The sequence below is a fragment of the Mesorhizobium sp. WSM1497 genome (genome assembly GCF_001672455.2).
Taxonomy (GTDB): domain Bacteria; phylum Pseudomonadota; class Alphaproteobacteria; order Rhizobiales; family Rhizobiaceae; genus Mesorhizobium; species Mesorhizobium ciceri.
The window spans coordinates 4,415,272-4,437,731 of record NZ_CP021070.1; the positions used below are offsets into that span (position 1 = coordinate 4,415,272).

Genomic DNA, 22,460 nt, shown 5'->3' on the forward strand with positions numbered 1-22,460 from the left:
AGGACGACTTCGAGGATGCACGCGACACTCCTATAAGACACCCGAAAGGGCGCGCGCCGTGGTGGTTTGCGCTCCTGTGAAATCCATCTGGAGGAATAGGACGTGAAAATCGCGGTACTTCCCGGCGACGGCATCGGCAAGGAGGTGACCGCTGAGGCGGTCAAAGTGTTGCGCTCACTTGCCGGCGCTGGACTCGCCTTCGAGATGACCGAAGCCATCATCGGCGACGAAGGCATTCAGACCGTCGGCGATGCGTTGCCGGCGAAAACGCTTGAACTCTGCCGTGCGGTTGACGCTATCCTGCTTGGCGGTACCGGTGTGCCCGCCGACGAGCACCGCCCACCATCCGAAGGCGCTGGAAACGGGTTGTTGCGGCTTCGCCGGGCGCTGTCGCTCTATGCCAATTTTCGTCCGGTCCTGCTCTATCCCGAATTGCTCGACGCCTCGACGCTGAAGCCGGAGGTGGTCGAAGGCGTCGATATGCTGATCCTGCGGGAGTTGAATGGTGACCTGTATTTCGGCGAGCCCCGCGGCATCTCTGTCAACGCGGCCGGGGAGCGCGAAGGCATCAACACAATGCGCTACACCGAGAGCGAGATAGACCGTATCGCCCATGTAGGCTTCAAGGCGGCGCAAAAACGCGGCAGGAAGCTGTGCTCTGTCGACAAGTCGAACGTGCTGGAGACAATGATGTTGTGGCGCGAGGTGGTGACCCGCGTCGGCAAGGACTATACGGATGTGGAACTGACCCATCTCTATGTCGATGCAGCCTCCATGGCGCTGATCCGCAATCCCAGGCAGTTTGACGTCATCGTCACCGGAAATGTCTTCGGTGACATCCTCTCCGATGCCGCGGCGATGCTTGCCGGTTCAATCGGCATGCTGCCGTCGGCCTCGTTGGGTGTCGGAAACAAGGGGCTCTACGAACCTGTCCACGGCACCGCACCCGACATTGCGGGCCGCAATATTGCCAATCCGCTGGCAGCGATTTTGTCGGTAGCGCTGATGCTGCGCTATTCTTTCTCGCTGGAAGATGAGGCCGCGCGGGTCGAGGCTGCGGTCCGTTCGGTGCTTGCCGCCGGCTACCGAACCGCCGACATTATGCGGCCCGGCTGTCGCAGGGTCTCCACCAGCGAGATGGGTGATGCCGTTGTAGCGGTTCTCGTCGCCGGAACCAGCAGGCAGGCCGTCTGCTGATCGGTCCGATGCGTCGCAAGTTCCTAGAAAGGAGAGTCCCTCTCCCGCCTGGGCGTCTTCAATCCAGGTCTGACGCTCGACTGAAATCCCAGTGGGCGCAAAAGGAGTACGACACGCGATGAAATTGCTGCGCTATGGCGAGCCGGGTGAGGAAAAGCCTGGCATTCTCGACCGCGAGGGCCTCATTCGTAACCTGTCTGGCCATGTCTGCGATATTGCCGGCGGGACGCTGTGTCCCATTGGTCTCGACGCGCTCCGTGCGATCGATATCGCCAGTCTCCCGGTCGTCGACGGTAATCCACGCATCGGCCCTTGCGTCGCCGGGACCGGAAAATTCATCTGCATCGGGCTGAATTATTCTGACCATGCCGAGGAAACCGGCGCCACGGTGCCGTCGGAGCCGATTATCTTCATGAAGGCAACTTCGGCGATCACCGGCCCATACGACCGGGTCGAGATCCCACGCGGTTCCGAAAAGACCGACTGGGAGGTCGAACTCGGCGTCGTTATCGGCAAGACCGCGAAACATGTCTCGGAGGACGAGGCGATGGACCATGTCGCTGGCTATTGTGTCGTCAACGACTTATCCGAGCGCTCCTTCCAGGCCGAACGACAAGGTCAGTGGACCAAGGGCAAGTCGGCCGACACCTTCGGCCCGCTCGGCCCCTGGCTGGTCACCGCGGACGAGGTGTGCGATCCACAGCCGCTGAAGATGCATCTTGAGGTCAATGGCAAAGCCTTCCAGAACGGCTCGACAGCGACCATGGTCTACGGCGTGAGGCACTTGGTATCCTATCTGTCGCAGTTCATGAGCCTGCGCCCCGGCGATATCATTTCCACTGGCACTCCGCCCGGCGTCGGCCTCGGTCAGAAGCCGAATATTTTTCTCAAGGCTGGCGATGTCATTACCTTGGGCATCGAGGGTCTTGGCGAACAACGCCAGCAATGCATTCAGGCGTAGCGATTGGATGCTCCATGACCGTCGACCCGACGCCTTTGACGTGGGTGGCAGCGATTTAAATCCTCGAAGCTCGACGATTTCCGGTCGCCATCCCGATTAGGGGCCTTCCTATCGCCCATCAATGTTGGCATCTGACATTTCTAGACCCGCCGGAGCAGGCATGCACTTCAATTTTTCCGACCTCAAGCCCATTGAGCGATACAAGCTCCTGTCCTCCACCATCACGCCCCGCCCAATAGCCTGGGTTTCCACCATCAGCGAAGCCGGTCAACGCAACGCCGCGCCGTTCTCCTTCTTCAATGTTTTCGGCGAGGATCCGCCGGTTGTCGGATTCTCGATCAACGACCGCAGTCCGGGCGACCGGAAGGACACAGGCCGTAACATCCGCGCCACCGGCGAGTTCGTCGTCAACCTAGTCGACGAGGATCAGCTGAAGGCGATGAACGTCACGGCCACTGAATACGGCCCGGCCGTCGACGAGTTCACCGTCTCCGGCCTGAGCTCGCAGGCCTCGCTTTCGATCGGCGCGCCGCGCATCGCAGAAAGTCCGGTGTCCTTCGAGTGCAAGCTGATGCAAATCGTCGAGCTGGGGTCAAACCGTTCGCTTATCCTCGGCCATGTGCAAGTCATGCATATCCGCAACGACCTGCTCATCAATCCGGAACGCTTCCATGTCGATACGGCGAAGATGCGCGTCGTCGGGCGGATGCAGGGTAACAACTACATTGTCTGCGACGACATTTTTGAGATGGCACGCCTTCAGCCATAAGCCTGATTGCGGGAATAGAAGCGGCGCTTCCTTCACGGTGTTCGGTGCTCGTCGAGCGGGTGTCAGGCCGCGGAGCGAGAGCGACCCTATGGAGTTTTGGCGTATAACCGAGGCAAGTCGTTCGAGCCATGGATGACCCTAGCTGTGTCCCGATAGCGTTGCTTTCTGTAGCGGTTGTGGCTCAAACAGCAGCGAACACGATCGTTGCTAGCGGCGTAGAGAACGGTGCATCCGCGACTGCGTGGTCTCAAAGCGCAGCCGACAATAACGCCATTTGGCCCTTTCGTGTCAGTCGGTGACAGCCCCGATACTGAGCCATGGCGTCGCTTGCGCCGACGCTTTCTCATGATCTTTGATCGCCGGCAGTTCCGCCAGAGTGTCGTCGATGAAATCATTGCCCTTCAGCAGTCGCTCCCGGTCTGAATCGACAATCAAGAACGGCACTGTGCCAAGCCGCAGGTGGCTGAGCTCGCGCCTTTCCAGGTCCACCGTGAAGCGCGCTTCCTGCGGATTCGCCGCCGCGCGCAGGCACTCTGCTAGCACGTCCTCACTGACGGTCGCAGGAATGATGCCGTTGTTGATGCAGTTCGCCTTGAAAATATCGGCGAACATGGAGGAGATCAGGCAGCGTATGCCAAATGATTTCAGTGCCCAGGGCGCGTGCTCGCGCGACGAACCGGAGCCGAAATTACGCCCCGCGATGATGATCGTCGCCTCGTCATAGGGCTGCTTGTTGAGGATAAAGTCCGGATCTGGTGTGCCGTCTGGTCTGTAGCGCAGGCTATGAAACAGGAACGGTGCCATCGCGTTGCGATCCGGCTTGCGCAGGAACTGCTGGGGATAGATCAGGTCTGTGTTGATGTCGGACATCGGAAAGGGCGCGGCGATGCCGCTGTGTCCGGAGATCGGTTCCATATTCGCCTCAGATCAGTTCGCGCACGTCTGTCAAATGGCCGGTGATCGCCGCTGCCGCGGCCATGGCGGGGCTCATCAGATGCGTACGCGCACCGCGCCCCTGTCGCCCTTCGAAATTCCGGTTCGATGTCGATGCGCATCGTTCGCCAGGTTTCAGCCGCTCGCCATTCATCGCCAGGCACATCGAGCAGCCAGGCTCACGCCAGTCGAATCCGGCCTCGATGAAGATCTGGTCGAGTCCCTCCTGCTCAGCCTGGTCCTTGACCGGCCCCGAACCAGGCACAATCCAGGCAGTCGTACCGTCGGCGACCTTGCGCCCCCGCACCACTACGGCCGCGGCCCGCAAATCCTCGATGCGGCCATTGGTGCACGAGCCGATGAAGACGTGATCAACGTGGATGTCGGTCAGCGCCTGTCCGGGCTGCAGGCCCATGTAGTCGAGTGCGCCTTGGATACTGGTGCGCTCGCTCTCGTTGTCGCAGGACGAAGGGTTTGGCACCCTGCCTACGATCGGCAGCGATTGGCCGGGATTGGTGCCCCAGGTGACGAAGGGCACTACGTCGGATCCGGCGATTTCGACATCCGCGTCGAAGAACGCATCCGGATCTGACTTCAGCGAGCGCCACGAATCCACTGCCCGGCCCCACATTTCGTCCTTCGGCGAGTATTTGCGTCCTTCCAGATAGGCGATGGTCTTCTCGTCGGGCGCCACCATGCCGGCGCGCGCGCCGCCCTCGATCGACATGTTGCACAGCGTCATGCGCTGTTCCATGGTCAGCGCCCGAACCGCCTCTCCCTGGTATTCGATGACGTGGCCGGTACCACCTGCCACGCCAATCCTATGCAGAATCGAAAGGATTAGGTCTTTCGCCGTTGCGCCGGAGGGCAGTTCGCCCTTCACGTTGACACGCATCGACTTGGACTTGCGCTGCACGATGGTCTGCGTCGCCAGCACGTGCTCGACCTCGGAGATACCGATGCCAAAGGCGAGTGCCCCGAATGCGCCATGGGTGGAGGTGTGGCTGTCGCCGCACACCACCAGAGCGCCGGGCAGCACAAAGCCGAGTTCAGGCCCGATCACGTGGACGATACCCTGCCGGCGGTTGCCGACCGAATAGACGTCGATACCGGCCTGCCCGCAGTAGGCCTCAATGTCCTGGACCATCTTGCGTGCGTCCTCGTCCTCATAGGCGATCCCGTTGACGCGGGGCGTCGTGGGAACGACGTGGTCGGCCACGCCGATCGTCAGATCGGGACGGTGCACCTTGCGCCCGCGCGCACTTAGCCCCGAAAATGCGTAAGTCGCGACACCTTCATGAACCAGATGTCGGTCGACAAAGAGAATGGCCCTGTTGTCGCCCAGCGGCTTGACGACATGGGCATCCCAGATTTTTTCATACAGCGTCTTCGCCATGGTGACCTCTTCGCGGCGCCGCCTGATTGCATCTGCCGAGGACACTCGCTGAACGGCGCATGCGACTGGACACCAGGCGCTCGTCATCGGCGAAATCCTCAGAGGTATCAGGCCGCCTGCAATCTAGGAGTTAGCCCACACGCCTTGAAGGCTCATTTCGACATGGCTCCGTCGCGAACGACGATGCGGATCACGCCCTGGTCCAGTTTGCCCGCCGCATCTTCAAAATCAGCGGAGCGGCTGGACAGTTCTGCCTCCCAGCCCTGTCAGGTGTTGGTCGGCATTCCCAAGCCGACGCCAAAAACGGTCGGTCATGAAGGCTCCGATCCCGGCACGCCTTCCTACACGCAACGAGAAGTACGGAGAATTGTCAGACACCAAGATAGTCGAGTAGACTTTCTTCCTCCGCAGCCATCTGGAGATTCGTCAATTCCTTTACGATCTTCCCGTTCTCGATCATGTAGTATCTGTCCGTAACCTCAGCCGCAAACTGAAGATTCTGTTCGACCAATAGAATTGTCAGACCGGTCGACTTGATATCATTAATGATCGCACCGATTGCATCGACAACTACAGGAGCCAAGCCCTCGGTTGGCTCATCAAGCAGGAGGAACGACGCTCCCATATAGAGCGGACGCGCGATCGCCAGCATCTGCTTCTCTCCGCCAGACAGAGACGCTGCTTTTTGCAGGCGCCGCGCCTTGAGAATGGGGAAATGCTGGTAGATCCGTTCAAGTGGCCATCCTGTGGTTTTGTTCGGCCGACCGATGGTCAGATTTTCATGGACGTTCAATGTCGAAAATATGCCGCGGTCCTCAGGGGCAAAGCCCACTCCCATCCTGCAAATGCGCTCGGGCGAAAGGTCGATGATTTCCGAGCTGCCAAAACGGATGCTGCCCGTCCGGCGCGGTATGTCACCAATGATGGATTTAAGCAGCGTGGTCTTGCCGGCGCCGTTGCGCCCCACCAGCGTCACGACCTCGCCTGCGTCGACTGACAGGCCAACACTCTGCAATATATGGCTTTCACCATAATAGGCATCGAGATTTCTTATCTCCAACATACTCAATGGCGTTTTCCCAGATAGGCTTCGATTACGCGAGGGTCCGTTCGTACGTCGTCATAGCGCCCGCGAGCGAGCAGAGCACCCTGCTGCATGACGATGATTTCGTCGGCGACATCGGCGATGACTCCAAGATTGTGCTCCACAACGATGATCGTGCGCTCGCGGGACAATTGGGCGATTAGGTCAGTTGTGCGTGACACGTCCGCACTCGTCATCCCTGCGGTCGGTTCGTCGAGAAGAAGGATCGCCGGGTGCGCCGCCAAGGAGATCGCGAGTTCCAAGGCCCGTTTGCGGCCATAGGAAAGATCACTGGCCGGCCGCTCGCGCAAAGATGGCGGAATGCCGACTTGATCCAGCAAAGCGTTGGCTTCAGGTCTGTGGTTTTCGTGCCAGCCTGACTTCGCCAGCACTTTGGCGCCCCCATCCGCTCGCCGTTGCACCGACAGGACAACATTGTCCATGACCGCCAGATTGGGAAAAATGCTGGTGATTTGAAAACTTCGCACGATCCCGCGCCGGGCAAACTGTTCGGTGCGCAGCGAAGTCATGTCTTCACCATTAAACAGCAGACGACCACGCTTGGGCCGATAAAAACCGCTCAAGACATTGAACAGAGTGGTCTTGCCGGCGCCGTTCGGTCCGATGATCCCGTAAACCGGCTTTTTCTCGAACTTCAAGCTAATGTTGTTGATGGCCGTGAAACCGCCAAAGCTCATTGTGACCGATTGCAGTTCAAGGAGCGGCACGTCTGTCGAACCCGCCCCGTAGACGGAGTTACTAGCGCCAGGATCAGGCATCGGCCACCTCTCCGGTTGTTGCAATCTGGTTCGGGTTTGCAGCGTAAAGCTCACCCTTTGCCGGCATATCGGGCGACGTGGCGCGATCGACCGAATGATGCACGATCTCGCCGAGTATTCCGCGTCGGAACAACAGCACGACGGCCACGAACAGAAGGCCGAGGAACAGGCTGCCATTGTCCGTGATTGACGACAACGTATTGCGCATGAGCAAAACGATGCCACTGCCTAAAAATGGGCCGAAGATGGTACCGGCGCCGCCAAGCAGCGTCATCATGATAGGCTCTCCAGAAGCGCGCCATGAGACCATTTCAAGGGTAACAAACTGATGGTTAAGGGCATAGAGAGCGCCGCCGATCGAGCACACCACTGCCGAAAATACATACGCCTTCACACGCAAGCCGTAGACGCTGTAGCCAAGACTCATCATGCGCTGCTCGTTCTCGCGGGCGCCGAGAAGCGCAAGGCCATACGGCGACTTTAGAAGTCGAATTGTCGTGATAATCACCAAGGCAGCGGCAGCGAGGCAAACATAATAGAAGATCCGGTCGTCCTTGAGGTCCAAGCCCAGGAGCGTTGGTCGAACCAATCCGTGCAACCCGTCCTCACCGCCCGTGTAGTCGGGAAACTGATTGACGACGAAATAGACGATCGACGCGAATGCAAAGGTGATCATGGAGAAATAGATCCCTTTCTTTCTTGCGACGATGAAGCCAAAAAGAAGACTTACAATGGTGCTCAGGGCGACGCCGGCGAGCAGCGAAAGGAACATCGGAGCCCCGAACTTAACCATCAGGATCCCGGTGACGTAGGCCGACATGCCCCAATAGGCGGCCTGGCCGAACGAGAGGAGTCCGCCGATCGCGAACAACAGATCGAAACCAACCGCAAACAGCCCCCAAAGGATAATGTCAGTCGCAAGGACTGGATAGACCAGCCACGGAAGCAAAAGCGCTGCCGCCAGCGCAATGAGAGCGGTGGGTCGGCTCAAGAACACCCGCCGCGCACGCTCGGTCATCGGTGTATAATGCAGCGCGAAATGCGAAATATCGATGCCTTGGAAAATCCCGCCCGGGCGTATTAGGAGCACGACAAGCATCAAAATGTATATGACTGCGGAGGCCGCCGGCGCATAGAAGATGGCCGCGATAGCCGAGACGAGGCCTGACGCAAAGCCCATGATTGCCGATCCGGCGATCGAGCCCATGCCGCCGGCGACGACCACGGCGAAGACGAAATTGATCATTTCCTCTCCCATAAACGGCGACACGTTGCGCATCGGTGCGGAAAGCGCCCCCGCGAGCCCAGCCAGAGCGGAGGCGAAAAAGAACGTGCCGGACACGAGAAGGGGCACATTGCCGCCGAAACATTTAAGCAGATCGGGCCGCTCCGATGCCGCCCGGATCAGCGCTCCCAGGCGCGTGCGCTCAAGCGCCAAATATGTGCCCAGACATAGAAATACCGATACCACAACGACGAAGAGGCGATATTTCGGGTATGAGGCGAAGCCGAGGCTGACGGCACCCTTGAGAAGGTCAGGCACCAGGTATGGCGCCGACGTAACGCCGTAAAAAATTCGAACAACGTCTTCGATGATCAGCGAGAGGCCGAAGGTCAAAATCAGGATGTAGGCGAGATCCAAGCCATAAAGTCGGCGGATGAGCAGCCGCTCAATAATCACACCAAGCAGTCCGACCAGAACGGCGGAAATGAGAAAGCCCAGCCAAAGCGAAACACCGAGATGCGATCCCAGAATCACCGCGATGATTGCGCCCAGCATGAACATCGCGCCATGCATGAAATTAACCACGCGCATCATGCCGAAGATGATGCTCATGCCGAGACTCATCAACGCCAGGACACCTCCCGTGACAAGTCCGTTGAAGAGCAAAATTGCATAGTAAGACATTGGCCGGCCTCGGTTGCGTTGCGGATGAACCCCTCTCGCCGTCGGCGATCAGCCGGCGGCGGTAGGCATGCTTCTTCCGCTACCAATCGTGCTTGCAGGTGCTTTCTGCTTCCGGGTAGTACGCCTCATCCCCTGGAACCGACCCGACGATGTTGAAAAAGTCGCTGTCGTTCTTGACCTCCGATGCGGGTTTGACCTGGCCAATAAAGGTACGCTTCACCACAAGATGGTCGCGCTTGCGCATGAGCGCGTCCTTGGTGAACATGTCGCTGAAACGCCGACCTTCTAGGGCTTCCGTTACCTTGTCGGGATCGTCCGTCCCGATTTCTTGGACGGCCTTCAGTACTTGATAGACGGCAGAATAGTTGCCCGCGTGTATGTCACCAGGGTAGAAGCTGAGCTTCTCGCGGAAACGCTTTGTGAATTTCCGGGTTTCGTCGTCGAGATCCCAATACCAGATCAGCGCGGCGTTTACGCCGGCCCACGTGTCCGGCCCGAGAGCCTTCACATCAGATAGATTCAACTGTCCGGGAACAATCTTTATTCCGGCATCCATCAAGCCGAATTCACGGGCCTGCTTAACCGCGTTGCGCAGATCCTGTCCGGATTCAAGGATTCCGATTGCCTCGGCGCCAGCCGCCTGCGCTTTGAGAAGATAGCTTGAGAAATCGTCGTTCGGGAACGGCACCATATCCACCCCAACGACCTCACCACCGTTTTGATTAACGGCACTCGAGAAAGAAGCCAGCAACGACTTTCCGAAGGCAAAGTCGGCTGTGATAAAATACCATTTTTTGGTGCCGTCCTGGGTCATTTTCTTGACCGGCGCGGACATGGCTGAGGTATCGTATCCATAGTGCCAAGTGTATTTGCCGCAAGCTTCATTCGTAAGCGCCATGGTTCCCGGGCTAACAAAGGTCGTCAGAATGTGCCTTTCGTTAGCGAGCTTGGCTATGGCAATGGCTGCGGCGGAGCTCGACACGTCGGTAATGAGGTTCACGCCCTGAGAGTCTATGATCTCGCGCGCCTTATTGACCGAGAGTGCAGGATCCAGCTTGTTGTCGACGACGATGACATTGATCGGTACCCCGTTGACCTTTCCACCGAAGTCATCAACGGCCATCTTGGCGAATTCAACGTCACCGGGACCTGATGTTTCTGAATAAACCGAAGAAAGATCGGTCAACATCAGGATATTGAACTGTTTGGCTTTCATCTGAGCATACGCCGGGACGGTACCGGCAAAAGCGATAGCCGCCAGCAGGCCAGCGGCTGCCAATGATTTAATCCGCATTTCAACTCCTCCTCCTCGAAAACAGGCATCCCTAGCCGTGAGCCACTTCAGTGACCGCATCTTATTGTCATTCGGTTTTTAGCGGCAACGAAAGCAATGGGAGAAGTCTCATATGGGCAGGACGTCATCGCGTTTGGAGATGCACCACATCGCGCCAATCGCATCGCCATGGAAACTCCAGAACATCCGCGGGCCAACCTCAAATGATTTTCGCGTGCGCCAAGGTTTTACCGCGTTTCACTGATCGCGGCGCCCCTGATCGCGGCGCCCCTCTGGTGACCGAGCGACACTAGTAGGCGGAACATTCCTGTATATTCGCCACGTTTCATCCTATGGGCGCTGCCGAGCACCAACGCCCTCAATTCAGTATCTTCTTCCTCACCTCGAAAGGGCCCAGCACCGAACCTGTCCCGAGCGGCAGGTGAGAGGACGGTCTTAGTGTCCGCTTTGAAATCTCGGCGCTTGAGTTTGCTCAGCAGTGGCGCGACGGCAAACGGACGCGGGCACCCCGAACGTCCGCGATGGAACGACCAATATCGTTGACAAAAGAGGGTGCGGAAGATGGCCGTCGGCGGCAAGTTTGTTGCCGGCGGCTTTCATTCGCATGATTTATCACTTGGCGGGCACGCATTGCCGGATTGCGCCGTAACACTAAGTCGAAGTTGCCGCGAAGCTGATCAGTCGGCGCGGGACCTTCGGCCGCTGATCACAGTCTCTGTTGCGTTCCATCCACTCGTTGAGAAGCAGGGTTGGAGGAGCCAGCATAGCAACCATTTCTACGACCCAGCCAAAACGCCAAGCCTATCCAGAGCAGGCGCGAGCCCTTTTAGCGACACGGACAGCACCACGTCCTTCTGGTCGGTGCTTCTGACCTAGATCTTCAGCACGGTACCCGCCCGCAGTGCGGTAACCGTTGCTTCATCGAGAGTGAGCGGCACGATGCAGCCGGCCGCCTCGACAACGAGTACGGAAATGGGCTGCGGCATAAAATTATTGGACCATCGAGCTATTCATCAACCACAACGTGCTGAACGAAGATACGATTCAGGCGTCCAAACCATTTCATTTGCGTTTGAAGTTTTTTCCGAACCCGCTATTTTGCAGTAAGGGGTTATGAGACGGAAAATCGTGGACGTTCTGAAACGCAACAATGTCCGGCTCCACGGCACGGGGCCGAAAAGTATGGTGTTCGCGCACGGCTTTGGCTGTGATCAGAACATGTGGCGTTTCGTCGAGCCAGCATTCCGCCGCCAGTTTCGGACCGTGCTCTTCGACCATGTCGGCGCTGGAAGGTCCGATCTTGCCGCTTATGACAGCGCCAAGTACGCGGCCCTGGACGGTTACGCGGATGACCTTATCGAAATCGGGAATGCCGTAGAGCTTTCGGGAGCAGTGTTTGTCGGGCATTCTGTCAGCGCGATGATCGGAGTTCTCGCATCTGTAAAGGTGCCCGAAATGTTCGACAGTCTGGTTCTGGTCGGTCCGTCTCCTCGATATATTGACGATGCCGGCTATGTCGGGGGCTTTTCAGAGGCGGATGTCGAGGGTCTGCTTTCATCGCTTGCTGACAACCACATGGGCTGGTCGGCTGCGATGGCGCCAGCGATCATGGGCAACGCGGATCGCCCGGACCTTGCCGACGAGTTGACCAACAGTTTTTGTCGGACTGATCCCGACATAGCCCGCGAATTCGCACGGGCCACATTCACCTCTGACAACAGGTCCGACCTGCCGAAAGTCACCGCGCGGACGCTAGTCCTCCAGTGCTCGGACGACATCATTGCAGGCGATCATGTCGGTGAATACGTGCGTGCTCACATAGCTGGAAGCAAACTGATTCACCTGGACGCCGTCGGTCACTGCCCCAACCTCAGCGCCCCGCAGGAAGTTGTGGCGGCGATACGGGCTTTCGTCTGAGTTCGCGATGGGGGCGGACGACAAATATCTCGATCTTTTCGAGAACGCGCCGTGTGGCTACCTCGTCATAGGCGCAGATGGCCGCATCCAGGACGCGAACGGCACTTTCCAAAGATGGACTGGGTTCTCGAAGGAGGCAGTCTGCGGCAAACGCTTCCGTGAAACTCTCAATGTCGCAGGCAGGATGTTCTACGAGACACATTTCGCTCCATTGTTGAGGATGCAAGGATTTTTCGAAGAGGTCGCGTTGGATATCGTGAAGGCGGATGGCGACATCCTGCCGGTTCTAGCCAACTCATTGGAACAGCGCACGCCCGCCGGAGACGTGATCGAAACACGGGTGACATTGTTTCGCGCAACACAGCGGCGGCGCTATGAGCGCGAGTTGGGCGAGGCTAAACGTCAGCTGGAACAAGGACTGCATTCTGCGCAACAAACAGCGGAGTTGCGCGAGCAGTTCATCGCGGTGCTTGGCCACGATCTGCGAAATCCACTAGCGTCGATATCCGCTGGGGTACATATGCTCGCCCGTAACACCGATCCGAGTGACGAAAAAGTTGCCAAAGTCCTGCGCCTGATGCTGGCGAGCATAGCGCGCATGAGCGGCTTGATCGACAACGTCCTGGATTTCGCAAGGGGCAGGTTGGGAGGCGGCTTGGGATTGACGAGGGATCGAGGCAAGCCGATCCAGCCTACATTGCAGCAAGTGCTTGACGAGATTAGATCAAGTTACCCGGAGCGTCAGATCGACGTATTGTGGAATCTCGATGGTGACATGATCGAAGTTGACCATGTGAGGCTTGCGCAGCTGTTTTCCAACCTGATGGGAAACGCGATTGCCCATGGAGACCCTGAAACTCTGATCCAGGTGACCGGTAAGTTCAGTGAAGGCTTTTTCGATCTCTCGGTCGCGAATGGCGGCAAGCCTATTCCGCAAGCGGCATTGCAGCGCCTCTTTCAACCATTCTATCGAGGAGATGCAAAAGGTCGCCAACAAGGCTTGGGATTGGGGCTCTACATCGCGTCAGAAATAGCCCGTGCCCATGGTGGAACCTTGGACGTGGTGTCGGATATGGAGCAAACGCGATTTAGTTTCCGTATGCCCATAAGTTGATGACGCAAGCCAATTTGACTGCGAGCAGCTCCGCTTGGCGCCGAGACGCCAGCCATGCGTGACGACCTGCTCCCACGCATGTGCAGTGAATGCCAAAGCCGCAATGTCGATCTGATCTACACGCCCGACCCGTCGAAGCATTCCGGCATGGGGCAAGCTAACGCCTGTGCGAAGGCGAAGGACGGGCGCTAGGGCCAATCCGGCCTTGTCAGTACCGGCAAACCCGAACGCGTTCCAGCACCCGGTGGTGATGGTGCCAGTGCCTAACCCACTTCACGCGGCAATGGTGACGATGCCGGTAATAGTAGCGATGCGGGTAGCGGGCCACGTAGGCAGGATAGCGGGGGCCGTAATAGCGGCCGCCATAGTCGTAAAACGGACCTCCGCCGTAGAAGGGGCCACCGCGGTAAAACGGGCCGCCGCCGAACGGACCGAAGCCCCCGAACGGACCAAAAAAGCTGATGCCAGAACCGAAGTGTGCATCCGCAGGCACAACCGTGGCTGCGGCGCAGGCGATGGCAATCACCGAAGCAAGGAACAGTTTTCTCATAGCAACCTCCCTGAGGTCCCTTCACCCGAGAAACTCCCGCAGGAGCCGTACGTTCCCGATTGCTAAAATTCTCTGCGCGCCGTCACCCAACCAGACGTTTTTGCCGATTCCGCCGTATAAGGCCGCATCATACCTTCGACTTCCGCCATCCTGCCCACCATGCTTCCATTGAGAGCAGAACCAGCGCTCGCCTTTGGCCAGTTGACGACCGTTTCGGTGTAATGTCGCTGCCCTGGCATGTGGTAGATGCGCTCGCCTGTCACGCTAATGTTGCCCCTTGATGGCGCAGCCGCCCGGCGCGCTAATGCCGCCGCCCTGACGATGCACTGTGGGGAGAGGATGCTGTACGGACTGCGGTATATTGCCCCGGCAACGCCGCAAAGCACGACAGGGATTAGCGCCCGCTGCTCTAACAGCGAACGCCTACGTCGCCTTATAGGCTTGGAAGCCTTCTGCCCCTGTATGCCCACGCCCGGTGGGAGAATGCGACTCCTAAGGCTTGGAGTCCAGATGGGGCGGGCTCACCGGTCCTGTGGTGTTCCGCCGGATGAACGGGACTTCCTTCCCGGTCACTTCCCGCACGGCTTTAGACAGCGCCTCATGCAGGACGCGCGTCAGCCGGTAGTGCTTGCAATATATAACGGCTTGACGATGCTCAAGTGCAGCGCTTCCGCTGCTGTCACAAAGCGTTCAATTTCAGTCTGCGAATTTCTGCGAACCTTTTGACCTGGCCATTTTCCATCCGAATCTCTCGGTGTGCCATACGATCTTGGCCGTCGATCTTCGTCGGCTTGTGGATTATCAGGCTTCGGCAGGTGTTCGGGGTGGGCCTCGAGAAGCGTGATCTTGATCTGCGGTCTGCAGCGGTTCCAGTCGAACTTCTACCTCATAGGATCGACACCGCCGCCGTAAGCGGACATTGCCGCAGCTGCACTCGGCCTTCACAAGCATGTGTGCGGGATCGTGCGCCATCAGAACAAAAAAGGAACATATTCCTTGCGCGTCAAGACGCTTGTGGAATCTTTTCCCCCATGAGCGATGAACCATCCCGGCTGCCGAAGGCATGACAGCGGCCCCGCGCGATCGACGAAGCGTCGACAATCATACGTGCGAGCACCCCGGCTGCGGCAAAGATGGAGGCTTCGGCTTCGCCAGGATGCGTCAGCCTTCGCACTGATTTTGCATGGAGCACCGTGGCGAAGGAGAGCTAGCACACTAAAAAGGCTCGCGGTCCCATTGGCGAGTCGCAGAGCTTCCCCGTGCCCCAACCCCACAGCAGCAAAGCGATTTCAGTCCCAGCCAATATGACCCATCGCGGGACGGCATAGCGCCAAGAATCACCTATCGCGTGAGCGGCGGACCTGTTTCCGAATAGGCGGGCCTCGCCGGCAACTTTGCCTTACTTAACGTAAGAACAGCCAGGGTCTTTAGGTGAACAGCGGGCGCGCCCATGCGAGGGATTACTCAACATTGTTTGCCCTGCTGACTTTACGCATGAGCTGCTTATCCACCCAGTCCTGAATTGGTCGGTCGGAGTTGCGACTACGCCAAGCAACCGGCGCAGTCGGATTTGAACCTACATGGAGTGCCAAATCTGTGAGCGACGGGAATGTCTTCTTGACCCCGTCGATTGTGACGGTAACCGGAATTAAAACCCCGCTCGGCATTGCCTTACCCCTCGCGCTGCTAACCAAATCCCGCCTCCGAGGTAAGCCGAGATGGCCCTCCTAGAGGTGGCGGCTGCCCCACCGGAATCAGCCCGCTGGGGCTGTTGATCAGCCCATTTAGCGACTGGCAAAAGGGGCTGTTCGGTGGTGACCCTGGATCACATTTGCAACTTGACGCCTTACTTTGGCTGGCACATCGGCCGAACAGATGAGGGCGTACGATCGATAGGAGTCGATCCGCCATATCAAGGCGTGAGAAGGCGATAGGTTCTGTCGGGAAATAGGTCTCACCAGCGCGTTTCCCCCGGCCGCCATCATACGCCGGCGATGCACCTTGCGCGTGCTGACGCCCGCCTGTGGCCAGCAGGAAGCGCGCATTCGCCCTTGCCCGGAAGAGATCGACCTCGGCCGGCTTCTGCGCTTCCCGCGCCAGCCCGTAGACCTCGGGCAGCGGTTGCCGGTCGGCCGGCTTCGCCTTCATGGTCCACTTCTCGCTGCGGAAGCCCCAATGAGCGATGCCGTCGAGTTCGCTGCCGTCGAACCAAGCGCTCGAGTTCAGTTTCGGGAAATGCAACACCCGAGCCATCCACCAGATTTTCTCGATGTCGTGTTCGCCGGCACCCTTCGCCCATGGCGCCCAGCCCTTGCCTGGTCGCTCCGTCAGATGCGCATGGTGGTCTCCGTTTGTCTCACTTCAGGACGGAAGTGCTGGCACCCGTCTTGCACCGAAGGCGGTTGCCGGCTGATCCCCGGCAGTTCGTCGGGCTTGAGGCAGTAGTTGGGGGGCCTCGCCCGGCGAGTTCACCAATAAGGTTTGTCAATGCTGAAGGGTCGCCCGCAACCATCGCTGGGCCTTGCGGGGGCGAAGCTTGCGCACGATCCCCTGCGCTCATTCGTCGTCTTCCCAACTGTGAGTTTTTTCCACGAAGTTCATGGATGGCGCGCACAATGCAATGGAAATCTACATACCTCGGTGCATCGATCATTATTTTAGTGATCACTAAAATCCTCGATGATTTGAACGCCAGAGTTTAACGCAGCCCGTGCGATTTCAGGGCGACGTTTCTTCTGCGTGGGGTTGGATATGCGTGCCCGGATGTTAGTTAGGAACTCGAAGGCTACAGAAGCCTTCGAGTTGCGCGTGAAAATCTCGTCTTTGGAAGAGGAGCAGAGGCGAAGAGTGGCGAGCTCGGCCGGTATGTTAAAGCTGGCGCAAGTCGGCCAAGAATTAAAGTGGCTCCGGTTTCGCCTGGCCATCCTGGAAGACTGTGTGGCGGCGCTTTCAACCAAACACTAATTTACGTGCCCGTACTGGATTAGCCGGGACCATCATCGGCCGCCTTCAGATGAGACACCACCGTCCCGACGGGTAGGCTCGGCAGTGTTTGGTTTTTCTTCGGTTCTCTTCGTCCCAAACTGGTAGAAAAGCGCGAATGAGAATACGAGATATCCCACCTGGAAAATGATCAAGATCAGCAATGTCCATGCAAGCGACTTCCAGAACGAGCCGGTTGCTAGATAAATCCAGATCGCCGCCACGGTCGAAGTGGCGAACATCCCGATCAGGAATCGCGGAAAAAACATTTATGCTCAATGCCGCCCCATTAACTGGACCGACCGGGTCTCTCGCGTCTACTCTCTAGAAGCATTTAACGTTTCACTAAATTAGTAATTGCGCAAGTCATCCTGAGAGGTGACCCCAGCGAGCCCTCTGGTCACCCACTTCGGAATATAGGATTATTATCCTCGTTGCAGCGATCCCCTCAAAACGGATGCCGCCACAAGGCGCTGAATTTCAGCCTGCGATAGCTTCTGCGAACCTTTTGACCTAGGCATTTGGCGAACTTGCCATTCGACGCGGTTCTGATCCGCCCAAGAGAGGATGGCGTTCGAGGTGAACTCCCTGCCATTGTCGCTGACGATCATCCTCAGCCGGCCGCGCTCGGTGATGAGCCGGTCCAATTCGCGGGCGACCCGGATGCCGGAGAGAGACGTATCAACGATCAGTGCCAGGCACGACTCGAACCCCCATAAATGCTTGGATCAAGGTTGCACCACAGCGGATCCAGACACCCCGACCTCCTCAAGAAGGGCCCGCATCTCGTCGGGAGCCGCAAGACAGAAAATTCGAAAAGCTTCTAGGAAACCCAAGCAGACTGAACGGCGCTGCGGACAATGAGGTTTACGAATACACCGGCGAACATTCGCATTGGGGCGGTCAATATCGTCGGCAGAAGAGCGTCCGAAAGAGCTATCGGCGGCTCCCTCGTAGGAACGAAAAAAGAAGAGAAGCAGAACTTTCTTGTGCGTTTTTTGCACACAGTGTTCCGTAACCAGCTGATGTATCCGGCCAGTTCCATCATTCGGTCGCCGTTTTTAGCCGCTGCACCAGATTCCACCTTTCGATGGAAGGGCGCAGAAGGACGACTTCGTCGCCTGGATCGGTCAGAGCTGATGGGATTAAGATCGGAATAGCTTCACGGCTGTTTGGCGTCTTTAAAATCGCAGTCTCCGCACTTTCATCCACTGCCCACCAGCGTTAGGCCGAACAAGATGAGCAGCCAAAGCGCTGCAGCAGCGACCGCGAGTTGCGGAAGCACTGCCGCCCGGGACAAATGCATGAATGAGATCCCGATAATCACTGCCTTCGCCGCGGCGATCGCAAGATTGACGGTTGAGTTGAAGCCGCCGAGATCGATGAAGGAGGAGCCGACAGTGAGCGCCAGGAGCACCAGAAGGCCGGCATAGGCAGAGGCGAGTTTGCGGATTTCGGTCACGACGGAGCTCAGCGGTTGATCAGGTAGAGGACGGGGAAGAGAAACACCCAGACGACATCGACAAAATGCCAGTAGAGGCCGACCGCCTGCACGCGCCGGGCTCGGCTCGAGGCCTCGGTTCGCCACCACAGCGCCAGCGTGCCGCAGACCACTACAATTCCGCAGAACAGATGCAGGCCATGCAGTGCCGTCATCGCGAAATAGAGGCTGAAGAAAAAGGCAGCATGCACCGGGTCGGCGCCCCGATAGGTGAAGGGCGCGCCCAGCACCGGCGCAATCCCCTCATGGAACTCCATCGCGTATTCGGTGCCCTTGATGATCAGGAAGACGACGCCCAGCGCCGCTGTCGCGGCCAGCGACCAGCCGGCTGCCCGCCAGCGCGAACCGGAGGTGAAGAAGTGCGCCAGCGCCATGGCGAAGCTGGAGGTAATCAGCACCGCTGTGTTTATCGTTCCCAGCATCAGTGACAAGTGCCTGGAGGCTTCGGCGAAGGCGGCGCCGTAGCTCAGCCGGGCGACGAAGAAGATCAGGAAAATGGCGCCGAACAGCATCGCCTCGGAGCCGATGAAGACCCACATACCGAAGGCATCGGCGGCCCGCTCGCGCTCGCCCGACTTGAAGGCGACGCTTTCGGTCGAGGCGCTCATAAGACCACCCCGGCTGCCGGATCGGTGCGCTTTTCTCCAAGCCCTTTCATCGGGTAGTCGTAGGCCGGTCTGGTCACCACCGGCATTTCGGCGAAATTGTGCGGCGGCGGCGGCGAGCTTGTCTGCCATTCGAGCCCGGTGGCGCCCCACGGATTGTCCGGGGCGCGCCGGCCTCGGAATAGCGACCAGGTCAGGTAGAAGAGCGGCATCAGATAACCGATCGCGAGCACCACGGCGCCCGCTGAAGACAGAACATGCCAGAACTGGAACTCCGGCGGATAAGTGTGGTAGCGCCGGGGCATGCCCAGAAACCCCAGCACATATTGCGGGAAGAAAGTGAGGTTGAAGCCGACGAAACTAACGGCGGCCGCAATGCGACCGGCCGTCTCGGAATACATGCGGCCCGTCATCTTCGGCCACCAGAAATGCATGCCGCCCATGAAGGCCATCACCATGCCGCCGACCATGATATAGTGAAAATGGGCAATTACGAAGTAGGTGTCGTGGAGGTGCACGTCGACCGCCAGCGAGGCGACGAACAGCCCGGCCAGCCCTCCGAAGGTGAACAGCGCAATGAAGAACAGCGCAAACAGCATCGGCGTCTCGAAACTGATCTCGCCCTTGCGCAGGGTAAGGCCCCAGTTGAACACCTTGATCGCCGAAGGAATGGCCACGATGAAGGAAAGGAAGGAAAAGATCACCCCGGCGTAGGCCGACTGGCCGGAGACGAACATGTGGTGGCCCCAGACCAGGAAGCCGAAAATGGCGATCGCCATGCTGCACAGTGCCACCGCCTTGTAGCCGAATAGCGGTCGGCGGGCAAAGCAGGGGATGACTTCCGACACAACCCCCATGCCAGGCAGGATCATAATATAGACCGCAGGGTGCGAGTAGAACCAAAAGAGATGCTGGAACAGCAGCGGGTCGCCACCGAGGTCGGGATCGAAGATCCCGAGGCCGAAGACGCGCTCCAGCACGATCAGGATCAGCGAGGCGGCCAGCACCGGAGTTGCCAGCACCATCACCAGGGCGGTGGCGTAGAGCGTCCACACGAAAATGGGCAGCCTGAACCAGGTCAGGCCCGGGGCGCGCAATTTGTGCACGGTCACGATAAAGTTGATGCCGGTCATGATCGAGGAGAAGCCGACGATCAAGACGCCAAAGGCGGCGGTCGAGACGTAGCTGTCGGAATAGATGCTGGAGAGCGGCGTATAGAAGGTCCAGCCGGTGTCGACGCCGCCGGCAAGCACCGCAAACATCGCGAACAGGCTGCCGAAGATGAAGACGTACCAGCTCGCCAGGTTGAGACGCGGAAAGGCGAGGTCGCGCGCACCGATCATCAGCGGCAGCAGGAAGTTGCCAAGCGTGGCGGGGATGGACGGCACCAGGAAGAACCAAACCATGATGATGCCGTGAAGCGAGAACAGCCGGTTATAGACGTCGTCGGAGACGAGGTCGCCTGCGGGCGAGGCGAGTTCGATGCGCATCAGCACGGCGAAGGCGCCGCCGAGAAAGAAGAAGCCGGTGATCGCCACTAGATAGAGCCAGGCCACGCGCTTGTGGTCTGTGGTGAGAAGCCAGGCGGCCGGTCCGGCGCCCTCCTCCAGATAGCTTTGGGCCTGCATCGCTTCGCTCGTCATTGCACCGCCTCCGGCTGCGCCGCGCCTTGGGCCGCAGGCCCCGCCGCACCTGCTCCGCCTTTAGGCGACAGCGATTTCAGGTAGGCGACCAGCATCTGCAGCTCGGCCTCGTCTACCAGCCCCTCGAAACTGGGCATCACCGGCTGATACCCGGCAGCGACCTCCTTCATGGGATTGAGGATGGAATCGCGCAGGTAGCGCTCGTCGGCGACCACCGTCTGTCGGTCGGAGAGCGCCACTGGCCGCCCGAAGACGCCGGCAAGATCGGGCGCGCGCACCTTGCTGGAGTTTCCGTGGCAGCCGGAGCAGCCGAGCGCGCGGAACAGCTTTTCGCCACCCTGCGCAAGCGACTCGCTCTCGCCCTGGGCGGAGAGCCACGCCGCATATTGCTCGGGCGCCATCACGTCGATCCAGCCGCCCATTTCCGAGTGTTGGGTGCCGCAATATTCGGCGCAGAAGAGATGATAGCGGCCGGGCCTAGTGGCGGTGAACCAGACATGGGTGGCGCGACCGGGCACCGCGTCCTGCTTGACCCGGAAGGCCGGTACGAAGAAGGAATGGATGACGTCCTGCGAGGCAAGCGACACCACCACCGGCTTGCCGACCGGCACATGCAACTCGTTAATCTCGCGCTGGCCGCCGGGATGGCGAAAAGTCCACATCCACTGCTTGCCCAGTCCGGCGATCTGTATGGCGTCGGGTGGCGGGTGGCCGCCGCGCACATAGAGCGCCGCGCCCCAGCCGAAAAAGGCGAACGATATGAGCAGGCTGGCCGTGGTCCAGGTGATCTCCAGCGGCAGGGTGCGCATACGCTCGCCGGTGCGATCGGCGCTGGAGCCGGCGCGGTATTTGACCGCGTAGCCAACGACCAGGCAGGTCAGGAGCAGGCCGAGCGCCAGGCTGAAGGCGAGCAGCGCATAAAACAGCGCGTCAACCTGCGGCGCCGCCGAGGAGGCTTCCTGCGGAACGAAGGGCACGTTGAAGCTCATGCCCGCCTCCGCCAGGAAAGAGCTAGGACGGCGGTGGCGAGCGCCAGCACCGTGGCGACGGCGCCGAGCTTTAGCGCCGCCCAGATCGCCGGCGTATACTGGCCTTTCGAACTGTCGAAGCCGGCGCATAGCAGGAAGACGTGATCGGCGACGGACCCAAGCTTGCCGGCCGACGCCTCGACCAGCGCCAGCCTCAAGTCGCGCGGCTCGAAGCTCAATGCCGGCAGCACCTGCGCGATTTGTCCGCCGGGAGTGAGCGCCAGAACCGCGATCGGATGGACGAATTGGTCGATGCGCGGGCGCGTGTCGAACGAAATGCCGGCCTGCGCCGCCAGGGCCGCGGCGGCGCCGTCGGGACTGGTGAGGAAGCGCCAGGCAGAGAGGCCCTTCGCGTCGGTAGCGTCAGCGACCCCGGCGCGAGCGGCGGCAGCGTCTTCCTGCGTCTCGGTCACGTCGATGGAGACGAACAAAGCGCGGTAGTTACTGGGGTCGAGACCGGTCTTGTTGAGATCGGAAGCGACCGCCTGCTGGGTAAGTCCGCACAGGTTCGGGCATCTGTCGTAGCCGAAGATGAGCAGCGCCGGCCGGCCGGCGAGGATGTCGCCCAGCGTGGCCGTCGCCCCGGACTGGTCGCGGAAGGGTTTGTCCAGGCTGAGCTGCGCGCCGATCTTCGGATCAAAGGCGGGGCGTTCGACTGCTTGGGCGGCCGTGAGGACTGCAAAAAAGAGCGCAAGGGCCGCAGTTAGGCGCTTTCCCACCCCTAGCTCCTCCCTCTTGTGTGGACAAGTTAGGGGTGGGTGTGCACCTTCCGCAAAAGAGCAGGCACCAATTTCGCAT

Annotated in this window: 20 protein-coding genes and 1 pseudogene; 6 read left to right on the forward strand and 15 right to left on the reverse strand. The window is 59.2% G+C overall.

Going from position 1 to position 22,460, the window contains the following annotated elements:
• The first annotated feature begins 102 nt into the window (after nt 1-102).
• The 3 genes from leuB (at nt 103) to A9K65_RS21670 (ending at nt 2,927) form a co-directional block, all read left to right on the forward strand.
• Complete coding sequence (gene leuB, locus A9K65_RS21660; protein ID WP_064994827.1) at nt 103-1,197, forward strand: 3-isopropylmalate dehydrogenase; 1,095 nt, start codon at nt 103-105, stop codon at nt 1,195-1,197.
• A 118-nt stretch (nt 1,198-1,315) separates the two neighbouring features.
• Nucleotides 1,316-2,158: a fumarylacetoacetate hydrolase family protein gene (locus A9K65_RS21665; RefSeq protein WP_064994826.1), complete on the forward strand. Its 843-nt coding sequence runs from the start codon at nt 1,316-1,318 to the stop codon at nt 2,156-2,158.
• Nucleotides 2,159-2,318: 160 nt separating this feature from the next.
• Complete coding sequence (locus A9K65_RS21670) at nt 2,319-2,927, forward strand: flavin reductase family protein (protein WP_064994825.1); 609 nt, start codon at nt 2,319-2,321, stop codon at nt 2,925-2,927.
• 288 nt (nt 2,928-3,215) lie between these two features.
• Here the strand turns inward: A9K65_RS21670 and leuD are convergent, their stop codons facing one another.
• From leuD to A9K65_RS21700, 6 genes are all read right to left on the reverse strand, one after another.
• The gene (gene leuD, locus A9K65_RS21675; protein ID WP_064994824.1) at nt 3,216-3,842 is read right to left on the reverse strand and encodes a 3-isopropylmalate dehydratase small subunit; all 627 of its coding nucleotides are present in this window, start codon (nt 3,840-3,842) and stop codon (nt 3,216-3,218) included.
• Nucleotides 3,843-3,849: 7 nt separating this feature from the next.
• Nucleotides 3,850-5,256 carry a 3-isopropylmalate dehydratase large subunit gene (gene leuC / locus A9K65_RS21680; protein ID WP_064994823.1) on the reverse strand — a complete coding sequence of 469 codons (1,407 nt, stop codon included), beginning with the start codon at nt 5,254-5,256 and terminating at the stop codon, nt 3,850-3,852.
• A gap of 370 nt (nt 5,257-5,626) precedes the next feature.
• Nucleotides 5,627-6,319: an ABC transporter ATP-binding protein gene (locus tag A9K65_RS21685; RefSeq protein WP_064994822.1), complete on the reverse strand. Its 693-nt coding sequence runs from the start codon at nt 6,317-6,319 to the stop codon at nt 5,627-5,629.
• 2 nt (nt 6,320-6,321) lie between these two features.
• Nucleotides 6,322-7,119 carry an ABC transporter ATP-binding protein gene (locus A9K65_RS21690; protein ID WP_157678544.1) on the reverse strand — a complete coding sequence of 266 codons (798 nt, stop codon included), beginning with the start codon at nt 7,117-7,119 and terminating at the stop codon, nt 6,322-6,324.
• Entirely contained in the window at nt 7,112-9,028 is a 1,917-nt protein-coding gene (locus A9K65_RS21695; protein WP_064994820.1) for an ABC transporter permease, read from the reverse strand. The genes A9K65_RS21690 and A9K65_RS21695 overlap by 8 nt, the downstream gene beginning before the upstream one ends.
• A gap of 79 nt (nt 9,029-9,107) precedes the next feature.
• The gene (locus A9K65_RS21700) at nt 9,108-10,322 is read right to left on the reverse strand and encodes an ABC transporter substrate-binding protein (protein ID WP_064994819.1); all 1,215 of its coding nucleotides are present in this window, start codon (nt 10,320-10,322) and stop codon (nt 9,108-9,110) included.
• 1,128 nt (nt 10,323-11,450) lie between these two features.
• Between A9K65_RS21700 and A9K65_RS21705 the strand changes: the two genes are divergently transcribed.
• Genes A9K65_RS21705 through A9K65_RS35275 form a run of 3 tightly spaced genes read left to right on the forward strand, consistent with a single transcriptional unit; the run spans nt 11,451 to nt 13,545 of the window.
• Entirely contained in the window at nt 11,451-12,239 is a 789-nt protein-coding gene (locus A9K65_RS21705) for an alpha/beta hydrolase (protein WP_064994850.1), read from the forward strand.
• Nucleotides 12,240-12,246: 7 nt separating this feature from the next.
• Complete coding sequence (locus A9K65_RS21710) at nt 12,247-13,353, forward strand: PAS domain-containing sensor histidine kinase (RefSeq protein ID WP_064994818.1); 1,107 nt, start codon at nt 12,247-12,249, stop codon at nt 13,351-13,353.
• A gap of 54 nt (nt 13,354-13,407) precedes the next feature.
• A complete protein-coding gene (locus A9K65_RS35275) occupies nt 13,408-13,545 on the forward strand; it encodes a hypothetical protein (protein ID WP_157678546.1) in 138 nt (45 codons plus the stop codon).
• Between the two features lie 16 nt (nt 13,546-13,561).
• Here the strand turns inward: A9K65_RS35275 and A9K65_RS21715 are convergent, their stop codons facing one another.
• From A9K65_RS21715 to A9K65_RS21780, 9 genes and pseudogenes are all read right to left on the reverse strand, one after another.
• A complete protein-coding gene (locus tag A9K65_RS21715; RefSeq protein ID WP_064994817.1) occupies nt 13,562-13,903 on the reverse strand; it encodes a hypothetical protein in 342 nt (113 codons plus the stop codon).
• 1,686 nt (nt 13,904-15,589) lie between these two features.
• Nucleotides 15,590-16,156 carry a hypothetical protein gene (locus A9K65_RS21735; protein ID WP_064995514.1) on the reverse strand — a complete coding sequence of 189 codons (567 nt, stop codon included), beginning with the start codon at nt 16,154-16,156 and terminating at the stop codon, nt 15,590-15,592.
• Nucleotides 16,157-16,899: 743 nt separating this feature from the next.
• Entirely contained in the window at nt 16,900-17,154 is a 255-nt protein-coding gene (locus tag A9K65_RS21745) for a hypothetical protein (protein WP_064995263.1), read from the reverse strand.
• Between the two features lie 264 nt (nt 17,155-17,418).
• Nucleotides 17,419-17,586 (reverse strand): annotated as a pseudogene (locus A9K65_RS21750) (IS3 family transposase); the annotation flags it as partial.
• A 503-nt stretch (nt 17,587-18,089) separates the two neighbouring features.
• Nucleotides 18,090-18,347 carry a cytochrome C oxidase subunit IV family protein gene (locus A9K65_RS21760; protein ID WP_198327521.1) on the reverse strand — a complete coding sequence of 86 codons (258 nt, stop codon included), beginning with the start codon at nt 18,345-18,347 and terminating at the stop codon, nt 18,090-18,092.
• Between the two features lie 8 nt (nt 18,348-18,355).
• On the reverse strand, nt 18,356-18,994 hold the full coding sequence (locus A9K65_RS21765; protein WP_064995261.1) for a cytochrome c oxidase subunit 3: 639 nt from the start codon (nt 18,992-18,994) through the stop codon (nt 18,356-18,358).
• Entirely contained in the window at nt 18,991-20,634 is a 1,644-nt protein-coding gene (ctaD, locus tag A9K65_RS21770) for a cytochrome c oxidase subunit I (RefSeq protein WP_064995260.1), read from the reverse strand. Before ctaD ends, A9K65_RS21765 begins: the two co-directional genes overlap by 4 nt.
• Entirely contained in the window at nt 20,631-21,623 is a 993-nt protein-coding gene (gene coxB, locus A9K65_RS21775) for a cytochrome c oxidase subunit II (protein ID WP_064995259.1), read from the reverse strand. Before coxB ends, ctaD begins: the two co-directional genes overlap by 4 nt.
• A complete protein-coding gene (locus A9K65_RS21780) occupies nt 21,620-22,381 on the reverse strand; it encodes an SCO family protein (protein ID WP_064995258.1) in 762 nt (253 codons plus the stop codon). Before A9K65_RS21780 ends, coxB begins: the two co-directional genes overlap by 4 nt.
• Nucleotides 22,382-22,460 lie beyond the last annotated feature (79 nt).

What these genes read in the sequence shown, in the direction of transcription:
- leuC (WP_064994823.1), bottom strand. Translation starts at nt 5,256, where the DNA reads ATGGCGAAGACGCTGTATGAAAAAATCTGGGATGCCCATGTCGTCAAG.
- A9K65_RS21700 (WP_064994819.1), bottom strand. Translation starts at nt 10,322, where the DNA reads ATGCGGATTAAATCATTGGCAGCCGCTGGCCTGCTGGCGGCTATCGCT.
- ctaD (WP_064995260.1), bottom strand. Translation starts at nt 20,634, where the DNA reads ATGACGAGCGAAGCGATGCAGGCCCAAAGCTATCTGGAGGAGGGCGCC.
- A9K65_RS21670 (WP_064994825.1), top strand. Translation starts at nt 2,319, where the DNA reads ATGCACTTCAATTTTTCCGACCTCAAGCCCATTGAGCGATACAAGCTC.
- A9K65_RS21690 (WP_157678544.1), bottom strand. Translation starts at nt 7,119, where the DNA reads ATGCCTGATCCTGGCGCTAGTAACTCCGTCTACGGGGCGGGTTCGACA.
- A9K65_RS21715 (WP_064994817.1), bottom strand. Translation starts at nt 13,903, where the DNA reads ATGAGAAAACTGTTCCTTGCTTCGGTGATTGCCATCGCCTGCGCCGCA.
- A9K65_RS21695 (WP_064994820.1), bottom strand. Translation starts at nt 9,028, where the DNA reads ATGTCTTACTATGCAATTTTGCTCTTCAACGGACTTGTCACGGGAGGT.
- A9K65_RS21735 (WP_064995514.1), bottom strand. Translation starts at nt 16,156, where the DNA reads ATGGCTCGGGTGTTGCATTTCCCGAAACTGAACTCGAGCGCTTGGTTC.
- A9K65_RS21765 (WP_064995261.1), bottom strand. Translation starts at nt 18,994, where the DNA reads ATGAGCGCCTCGACCGAAAGCGTCGCCTTCAAGTCGGGCGAGCGCGAG.
- A9K65_RS21685 (WP_064994822.1), bottom strand. Translation starts at nt 6,319, where the DNA reads ATGTTGGAGATAAGAAATCTCGATGCCTATTATGGTGAAAGCCATATA.
- A9K65_RS35275 (WP_157678546.1), top strand. Translation starts at nt 13,408, where the DNA reads ATGCGTGACGACCTGCTCCCACGCATGTGCAGTGAATGCCAAAGCCGC.
- leuD (WP_064994824.1), bottom strand. Translation starts at nt 3,842, where the DNA reads ATGGAACCGATCTCCGGACACAGCGGCATCGCCGCGCCCTTTCCGATG.
- A9K65_RS21665 (WP_064994826.1), top strand. Translation starts at nt 1,316, where the DNA reads ATGAAATTGCTGCGCTATGGCGAGCCGGGTGAGGAAAAGCCTGGCATT.
- A9K65_RS21710 (WP_064994818.1), top strand. Translation starts at nt 12,247, where the DNA reads ATGGGGGCGGACGACAAATATCTCGATCTTTTCGAGAACGCGCCGTGT.
- A9K65_RS21745 (WP_064995263.1), bottom strand. Translation starts at nt 17,154, where the DNA reads ATGTTTTTTCCGCGATTCCTGATCGGGATGTTCGCCACTTCGACCGTG.
- coxB (WP_064995259.1), bottom strand. Translation starts at nt 21,623, where the DNA reads ATGAGCTTCAACGTGCCCTTCGTTCCGCAGGAAGCCTCCTCGGCGGCG.